Annotated in this window: 9 protein-coding genes; all 9 read right to left on the minus strand. The window is 41.7% G+C overall.

Going from position 1 to position 7,873, the window contains the following annotated elements; genetic code table 11:
• Positions 1-9: 9 nt before the first annotated feature.
• The 9 genes from IDH44_RS11515 to IDH44_RS11555 all read right to left on the minus strand — a co-directional run bounded on the left by IDH44_RS11515 (position 10) and on the right by IDH44_RS11555 (position 7,864).
• Complete coding sequence (locus tag IDH44_RS11515; protein ID WP_190917778.1) at positions 10-723, minus strand: cytidylyltransferase domain-containing protein; 714 nt, start codon at positions 721-723, stop codon at positions 10-12.
• 39 nt (positions 724-762) lie between these two features.
• A complete protein-coding gene (locus IDH44_RS11520; RefSeq protein ID WP_190917780.1) occupies positions 763-1,809 on the minus strand; it encodes a UDP-N-acetylglucosamine 4,6-dehydratase family protein in 1,047 nt (348 codons plus the stop codon).
• 44 nt (positions 1,810-1,853) lie between these two features.
• The gene (locus IDH44_RS11525) at positions 1,854-4,088 is read right to left on the minus strand and encodes a motility associated factor glycosyltransferase family protein (RefSeq protein ID WP_190917782.1); all 2,235 of its coding nucleotides are present in this window, start codon (positions 4,086-4,088) and stop codon (positions 1,854-1,856) included.
• Between the two features lie 66 nt (positions 4,089-4,154).
• Positions 4,155-4,490 carry a hypothetical protein gene (locus IDH44_RS11530; RefSeq protein WP_190917784.1) on the minus strand — a complete coding sequence of 112 codons (336 nt, stop codon included), beginning with the start codon at positions 4,488-4,490 and terminating at the stop codon, positions 4,155-4,157.
• Entirely contained in the window at positions 4,483-4,878 is a 396-nt protein-coding gene (fliS, locus tag IDH44_RS11535) for a flagellar export chaperone FliS (protein WP_190917786.1), read from the minus strand. The genes IDH44_RS11530 and fliS overlap by 8 nt, the downstream gene beginning before the upstream one ends.
• A gap of 16 nt (positions 4,879-4,894) precedes the next feature.
• Complete coding sequence (fliD, locus tag IDH44_RS11540; RefSeq protein ID WP_190917788.1) at positions 4,895-6,391, minus strand: flagellar filament capping protein FliD; 1,497 nt, start codon at positions 6,389-6,391, stop codon at positions 4,895-4,897.
• Between the two features lie 20 nt (positions 6,392-6,411).
• Positions 6,412-6,786, minus strand: a complete 375-nt coding sequence (locus IDH44_RS11545; protein ID WP_190917789.1) for a flagellar protein FlaG — start codon at positions 6,784-6,786, stop codon at positions 6,412-6,414.
• A gap of 130 nt (positions 6,787-6,916) precedes the next feature.
• Positions 6,917-7,684 (minus strand): flagellin N-terminal helical domain-containing protein, encoded by a 768-nt coding sequence (locus IDH44_RS11550; protein ID WP_190917791.1) that lies wholly within the window; start codon positions 7,682-7,684, stop codon positions 6,917-6,919.
• Between the two features lie 66 nt (positions 7,685-7,750).
• Complete coding sequence (locus IDH44_RS11555) at positions 7,751-7,864, minus strand: flagellin (protein WP_397326765.1); 114 nt, start codon at positions 7,862-7,864, stop codon at positions 7,751-7,753.
• Between the last annotated feature and the right edge of the window lie 9 nt (positions 7,865-7,873).

Below are 7,873 nucleotides of genomic sequence, written 5' to 3' on the forward strand. Positions count from 1 at the left end.
ATCAACTCCTTAGAGGCTCTTTTGTTTTATATGTGAATTTATGTCCTTTAAAAGTGGATTCTCGTAAAGGAGTTTTAAAACCGCTTGCCAGTCAAAATGTTTGTCCTCGTTATAGAGACGAGCATAAATTTCCTTTATCAATGTTAAATCCTCAACCGTATCTACTGTCCAGCGATGGTTTGAAAGATCCACCTCACAGTTTTGTGTTTCCACTTTATATAGAGAGTTATTGTCATAAAAAAATAGAGTCACATGCTCTTTATATCTAGGCTCTAAATTTTTTGAAACAAAAGACTGCAAAGACTTAAATTGAAATACTTCTGTATCAAGTCCCCTAGGATAACCAGCCATATGTGCAATATCAGCCCCAGTTGATGCAGCCATTTCAATAATTTTGTTTGACAGCATGGGGTCAATCAAAGGACAATCTGCGGTAACTCTAACAATTGAATCAATATTAAATTTCCGAGCTGCCTCATAGTATCTTAATAAGACATTTTCCTCGTCGCCGCGATATAAATTCACGTTATATTTTTTAGCTTCACGCTCTATTACATGATCTTCTTCATTTCTTGTCGTGCATACAACGATTTCATCCACCTTCATTTTTTTGCATCGTTCTATCACGTGGCCTAACATCGACTTATTTTCGATTGAAGTCATTACTTTCCCAGGAAGACGAGTCGACCCCATTCTTGCTTGAATAACTGCTGCTGTTACCATTACTTCTTCCTCTTTTCTCTAAAACATAGCAATTTCCTATTAATAAATAACATTTTGATAGTAATTAAATTGGGTTTCAAAAGAAATGGTTTCTTTTAATAACTCTCGAACACGTTCTTTATTAATTGGTTTACTATACTTAGAGTTGTAATGATTTGATGTTATTTTGCTCGCCCCAACATAGCGGTCTGTATTCCCTCTGACGAAAGCATTTGGAATAATGTACATATTCGGAAGCTCTTGAGCATCAAACGCTTCATCTTCTGTCATTAATTCCTCAAAACGTTTTTCTCCTGGTCGCAAACCCATTTCCTTAATTCGAATATCATGCACGTTAATATTTAAGCGCTTGGCCATCTCTTCAATTACACAATCAACCAAATCCATTAATCGAATGACAGGCATTTTAAGTACAAACACTTCTCCGCCCTTTGCGTACTTTAAAGCCTCAAGCGTCAAATCAACCGCTTGGCGGCTTGTCATCATGAACCGACTCATGTCCTTTTCAGTTATCGTAATTTCCCGGTGGTGAAGAATTTGTTCTTGAAATAGCGGGATTACTGAACCTCGAGAGCCTAGCACATTCCCAAAACGTACAGCTGAAAATATTGTCTTTGAACCACCCCCATAATATTGGGCAGCAGATATAAGTCTCTCGGCCATGAGTTTCGATGCACCGTAGGTGTTTGTTGGTGCAATTGCTTTATCGGAGCTGGTGAACAAGACCCGTTCTACACCACATTCCATAGCTGCTTGGATGACGTTTTGTGTACCAATGACATTTGTCTGGACTGCCTCAAACGGATTATACTCACAAGCTGGTACATGCTTCATTGCCGCTACGTGGAAAACGTAGTGAATATCCTGCATCGCTCTTTTTAAACGCTCGTAGTCACGCACATCTCCTATAAGAAACCTAATGTTTTTATTTGACATCCATTTTTGCTGCATTTCATACTGCTTATGCTCATCTCTGCTGAAAACCCGGATCACCTCCGGCTGTTCGGACATAAGGCGGTTCACGAGCATTTGCCCGATTGTCCCGGTGCCGCCGATGATCAATATCTTTTTATTTTTAAAATACAATAGTAATCCTCCTTATAATCCGGCATATACGCTGCAGCTCCAGTTTAGCGCAATCTCGCACGAGCTTCTGAAAGCAGCGCCTCCAACTCAGGTATTACATTCAAAAGATCAGCCGTCAAGGGACCTAACAGAGAATGCGTCTCTTTCGCTCTCTTCAAAACGTTTTTATCTTTTGATGATCGGTTTAATTGACGATTCACCATAGCAAATCTTTCTCGATACATTTGACTAAACATACATTTGAAAATATCATTAGATTGAAATTTTGCCCAATCTTTTACTACTTCAATTATGTTTTTTTCCACTTGTTTAATATTCAATCGTTCTAGACGCCCTAATTTTTCCGTTTCTATTTTAACATTGAGCAGAGTGGATTTGGTACGCTCCAATTCAAGAGGCAGGCTATTAAATCTCATCAGAACATTTTTTGTCCGTTTGTCGTCATATGCCGATTGTAACCCATGCAAATTGGCAAACAGAGAACCTATATCTTCCTTGTTCTGTTGCAAATCTCCGAGAACATCACTGAATGTTCGCCAAATCGTATGCTTCATTTTAGCTCCGAGCTGCGAAGCATTGACAAATGTGACGTCGGGATAGGTTGCAATTAAATCTTCAATACTAGCCAGCGTGATTTTCATGCCTTCAGTCGTTCGATTATATCCACCACGTACATTTTCAACGTGCGCTGCTGCGTTCCGAAGAGTCTCTTTTCCATTATCTTCAGCATGCCGAGCCCCTTTAGCATACACATTATCATCTATGGGGTACGATAAATCCTGCCCGGTAAATACAATTGTCGTACACCCCATATGAACAGCCGCTTGAATTGCCGTTCCCGTGACTGAAGGCGTTGGAAGAAATTGAAGATCCCGATCCGATAATTGATATAGGTAGTTGCTCATATAATCAGTTGTAAAACTTACATGCATTAAATCTTTACTTTCATTAGATACAATCCGATATTCAATACTATTCGCATATAAAAAAGGAATTCCTTCGATATCTAGGCCTTTAAAAGCTCTATAATTGGCATCACCGCCATCCATGGATACGATCAAATGAGGTTTGACCCCATAATGAAGGAGCGATTGTATCGTTGATCCTGCCGCAATGATCAGCGCACGATTACCAACTTCTTTTAAATATTCAATATCGGCATCAAGGGAGGGGCCTGCTCCTACTACGATAGCCGTTTTGTTTTTTAATGCCCCTTTAAATTGATCAAAAGATGGCGTATTTAAGGTGATTGGCAAGTTAAACAGTACATTTTTAATCCACTGCTTTGCAAATCGATGCAACGTATTGTGCGTACCTTGATAACTCATAATCGCTAGTTGCGCATCTAGGAAAAACTCTTTTTTCTCTTCTTCTTTAAACCTGTCATAAAAAGGAAGGGAGAGTATAGACACGTCAAACTCTAATACTTTCAGAAAATCATACATCATTCTTTTACGCGTCTTGTTATCTCCCCCTGCAACAAGGTTAACTAAGTGCCCCGAGGCAATAAAATCAACCAAATCAACCGCATGTAATGCGGCAATAAGTATCTGCAAATCCGGTTCATATATGTATAAATGCGTGTTCGGAAATTGCTTGGCATATTCGACTACATGATAAGCAAAGCCAAATCCAAATACGATCGCTTTATCCTTTGGAGCATCACTTGAAATATTGTCAATCCACTTTCCCACTTCATAGCCTGGATTGTAATTGCTATACATGTATTGAATAGTATCATCTATAATACAGAGGTTTGGTTCCTGGTTCTTGGCATAGGTGATTTGATAAGCTGATGAATTGAAAGGCTCATTTTGAATTTGCTGAAACAATTTTGGGAATTTTTTTTGAATCGCGATCAGATTGCGCATATATCGTTCTCGTTGTATTGCTTTAGATTCGCCAAAGACGACGATAAGTTGACTGAAAATTTTCTTGAGCTCGTAGCGGATATAATCACTGGCTCCTACTAGATCATCGCTGTCAGAACAGGCGTTCATTTCCTGGAACCTCTCAGAAAATCTATTGGTTAATTGAATCAAATAATTACGTACGATAAAATAAGATGAATTTTTTTCCATATCTTCTGAAACGACTTGTAACGCCCGATAGAGATTATCCATACCCGCTACCAAATCTCCGTATTGCTGCCATGTCTTATCGTCTAATGGTACTAGCAACTGGTCTGCCACTGAATCACAAGCCAATACAAGTTCAGGCAAAAAAGATCTTAGTTTCTCCAAATCCTCTTCAATTTGCGCTTCTAACAATGTGCCCACCTGACTACCTCCGGAAATCGTAATGACGAAAAATAAAGAACAACCTCACCACTATTAGGCTGTTCTTTATTTTCGACGGTCGAACAAAAAGCTATCGTTGGGACCTGAGAACTCATAGGCGTCTTTTTGGCGTTTCGCTTGCGTAATTCCCCCCAATTGCCTGGCTGCTTCTTGTTTCAATTGATTCATTTTCAAAAAAACCAAATCGTCGTAACCCAAAATCTCTTGAAGCATTTCTTTTTGTTTCACGGTCAATGGATTGGATGATTGCAATTGAAGCCATTCAATCAACTCACTGCGAAGCTGGCTTACCTCTTCCAACTGTTCAAAACTGGCCATCTCAAAATTCGATATAATGGTTGTCGTTTTGTTGTAAAGTCCCTCAAGCAGTGTACTAAGCATGCGTCATATTTGACCTTTCGCCAACAGATTGTTTATTCGCCTGAACCCACGTTTCGCGTAGGTCAATCATATGATTCAGTACTTCTTGAATGGGTTCCATGCTTTTGGTTAAATTCGCTTGAATTAATTGGTGCAGCATATATTCATAAATATTAGCGAGGTCTTTCGCCACAGGGTAAGTGAAATCCAACAGCGCAACAAATTCATGAATGATCGCCTGAGCTTTTTGAATATTTGCATTGGCGCTCTCAATGTTTCGCGTCTCCACTGCTTCCAACGCGCTCCTCAAAAAGCGAATTGCGCCATCGTAGAGCATAATCAATTGCTGCGCCGGAGAAGCCGTCTGTACAGCCGATTGCTGATATTTCAAATATGGATTATTAATCACAACAATTCACCCCTTATTATGCCATGAAGCTTGCCAACGCACCTGCCTGGGAGTTGAATTTATTGATTGCACTCTCCATTGCTGCAAATTGTTTATAATATTGATTTTCCATTCGGAGGAGCTGTGAGTTTACAGTATCCATACGACGCTCAAGCTGCAAAAGCTGCTCGCCCATCAAACTGTTTTCCATGAATTTCGTTGTTAGTTCCGCGCTATATCGAGAAGTGCCCGCCTTTTCCGCAAGATCCTTTAATGATGCGGATACAGAATTGGTAAGTCTCGTAAACAGCCCTGCATCTTCAGCTGCAGGCGTTTTATCCGTACTTTTTTGGGTGAAAAAAGCCATTACTTGCTCAGGATTATCCTCAATGGCATCCCGCAATGCGGCTTCGTCTTTAATCACTAGTTTTCCGCGCTCTTCCCACGCTCCGGTAGTGATCCCCAATGAAGTCAGATTAATTTCGACACCGTCAACATTAACATTTGAAATCGAACCAAGTCTCATATTCGAAACCAAGCTTGTTAAAATTGAATCACGTTGCAGCAACCCGCTTTTCGCTCTTTCTTCCCACAGCTCGATTTCACTGTCTTTCATTTCCGCTTTTTGTTCCGTGGTCAGGGGTTGATAAGTACGATATCGCTCCTCATTGACTTTCCCGTTCAACAAATTAAGCACTTCGTTATAATCATTGATAAATGATTTGATCGTATCCATAATTTTTTCAGTGTCCGTACCTACTGAAATTGTAGCTTCGCTTCCGTCTGTTACTTCCAAAAAAGTCAGTTCAACCCCGTTAATGGAAATCTTGTTACTTGCACTTGTTATTTGCAATCCGTTAACTGTTGCAACCGCATCTTCGCCAGCTACATTCCACTCTAAATCAAAGACATCCAGCACGTCACCCACAATTGCAACATCAGCTGCGGCGCCAGTCTCTTTCGTCGTCAATGATAACTTGCCGCTACCACTGTCAAAGACCGCATTAACATCGGTTTTGGAATTAATCTTGGATATCAATGTGGCCATCGTATCTTCATTTTCGTTTAGTGTAATTTCTGTTCCATTGATTTCGAGGGTAATAGTGGAATCAACTGCAGTATAGGTAAGGCCATGGCTATCCTTCAATTCTTGCAGTGTACTCGATAGATCAATTGGCCCCCCTGTCAATCCTCCACTAGCAGAAGATGTATATCTTGTAGCCGTTGCTAACTGGGCTATCGAAACCGTCATAGTTCCAGTCGCTGCGCCAGATGTTGCCGTAGAGCTCACTGCAGTAGTGCTTCCGGTAACTTGAGCTTTTTTCGCCGAGATTGCAGACGACAGACTATAGGAAGATAGTTTATTTAGACTAAAGTCCACAAGCTTCGCACTAACTTCCCGATACTGCTCTCGCTGCCATTGCATAGTCGTTTTTTTCTGAAAAAGGTTGTCGTACGGTTTTCGTCTGGCTGCCATGAGTTCTTGTACCATTGAGTCGATATCTAAGCCTGAAGCTAGACCCGTTAAACGCATTTAAATTCCTCCAATCGCAATTAAACCCGCTCGTCAAATAAAATGCCGGCAAACTCCATCATCTTCGCAACCAAATCTAGCGTCTTTTCCGGTGGCACCTCACGAATAAGTTCGCCCGTTTCTTTATTCAGTACCTTAACGCTAATAATATTCGTTTTTTCATGCACACTGAATTCAAAGGTTGTCGTAGCGCCTTGGAGAGCCTTTACAGCCCTGTCGATTGCCCGGATCATCTGTTCCTCGCCCATTGTCACCTTGACTCCGCTACGTTCAGCTATCTCCAGCTGTTTCCCGGTACGCAGCTGCGAAATCATTGCATTGGTTTTCGTCGATTCTCCAATAGAGTGTGACGTCGATGCCGGTACAACAGACGCTCCCTGTGAAACATTGTTCATATGACACCACCCGTTCTTTCAAGTTTCGTTATTATATATATCGGCAAAGTGACCTGTATACTTTAGCTTTACATAAACAAAAGGAGACCGGCATAGTTGTCGGTCTCCTTTTGTTTAGAAACTAGTATTTTTAACGAAGCAGTGTCAGAACGCCTTGCGGCGCTTGGTTCGCTTGTGCCAGCATCGCCTGCGATGCCTGCAGCAAAATATTGTTCTTCGTAAGCTCCACCATTTCCTTGGCCATATCTGTATCCCGAATTCGCGATTCGGACGCCGTCAGGTTTTCCACGGTGGTACCGAGGTTGTTGGACGTGTACTCCAGACGATTCTGCGTAGCACCAAGGCTCGCCCGCTCGGTAGAAACGGCCTCAATTGCCTCTTCGATCTGAGTCAAAGTAGTTGTACTGGCCAACCCGGTAAAGTCCGAAGTGTCCACTCCAGTGATCGTAATCGTTTGAGCATCATCATTGGCTTGGATATCAACATCATCTGTAATATTAATTCCATTGAATGTAGTGTCATCCATAATGCTGTCAATCTGGCTCCCGAGCTCGTTCAACTCAACATTGATATTCGAAATATCCGTCGTGCTGTAGGTGCCGTTCAATTTCTGTACGTTCAGCTCTTTCATCCGTGTCAGCATGGCACTGACTTCATTCATTGCACCCTCAGCTGTTTGTACGAACGAAATACCGTCTTGAACGTTGCGCTGCGCTTGCTCCAGACCGCGGATTTGACCACGCATTTTTTCAGATACGGCAAGACCGGCCGCATCGTCAGCTGCACGGTTGATACGCAGACCCGACGACAGCTTTTCCATGCTTTTACCAGCTGCTACATTGTTCAGGCCCATGTTGCGGTGGTTGTTCAACGCTGTAATGTTATGATTAATACGCATGTTGATTTCCTCCCTGAATTAAAATGCCACGTCCATGTGGAATAGTTTAAATATAAGTTCTATTGATTAACGAAGCAGCGTCAGCACGCCTTGCGGCGCCTGGTTCGCTTGCGCCAGCATGGCTTGCGACGCTTGCAGCAAAATATTGTTTTTGGTGAGCTCAACCATTTCCTTCGCCATATCCGTATC

It is taken from the genome of Paenibacillus sabuli (assembly GCF_014705605.1).
GTDB classification, from domain to species: domain Bacteria; phylum Bacillota; class Bacilli; order Paenibacillales; family Paenibacillaceae; genus Paenibacillus_D; species Paenibacillus_D sabuli.

Coding starts and splice junctions, on each gene's coding strand:
- IDH44_RS11530 (WP_190917784.1), bottom strand. CDS start 4,490: ATGCTTAGTACACTGCTTGAGGGACTTTACAACAAAACGACAACCATT.
- IDH44_RS11515 (WP_190917778.1), bottom strand. CDS start 723: ATGGTAACAGCAGCAGTTATTCAAGCAAGAATGGGGTCGACTCGTCTT.
- IDH44_RS11555 (WP_397326765.1), bottom strand. CDS start 7,864: ATGGCGAAGGAAATGGTTGAGCTCACCAAAAACAATATTTTGCTGCAA.
- fliD (WP_190917788.1), bottom strand. CDS start 6,391: ATGCGTTTAACGGGTCTAGCTTCAGGCTTAGATATCGACTCAATGGTA.
- IDH44_RS11545 (WP_190917789.1), bottom strand. CDS start 6,786: ATGAACAATGTTTCACAGGGAGCGTCTGTTGTACCGGCATCGACGTCA.
- IDH44_RS11550 (WP_190917791.1), bottom strand. CDS start 7,684: ATGCGTATTAATCATAACATTACAGCGTTGAACAACCACCGCAACATG.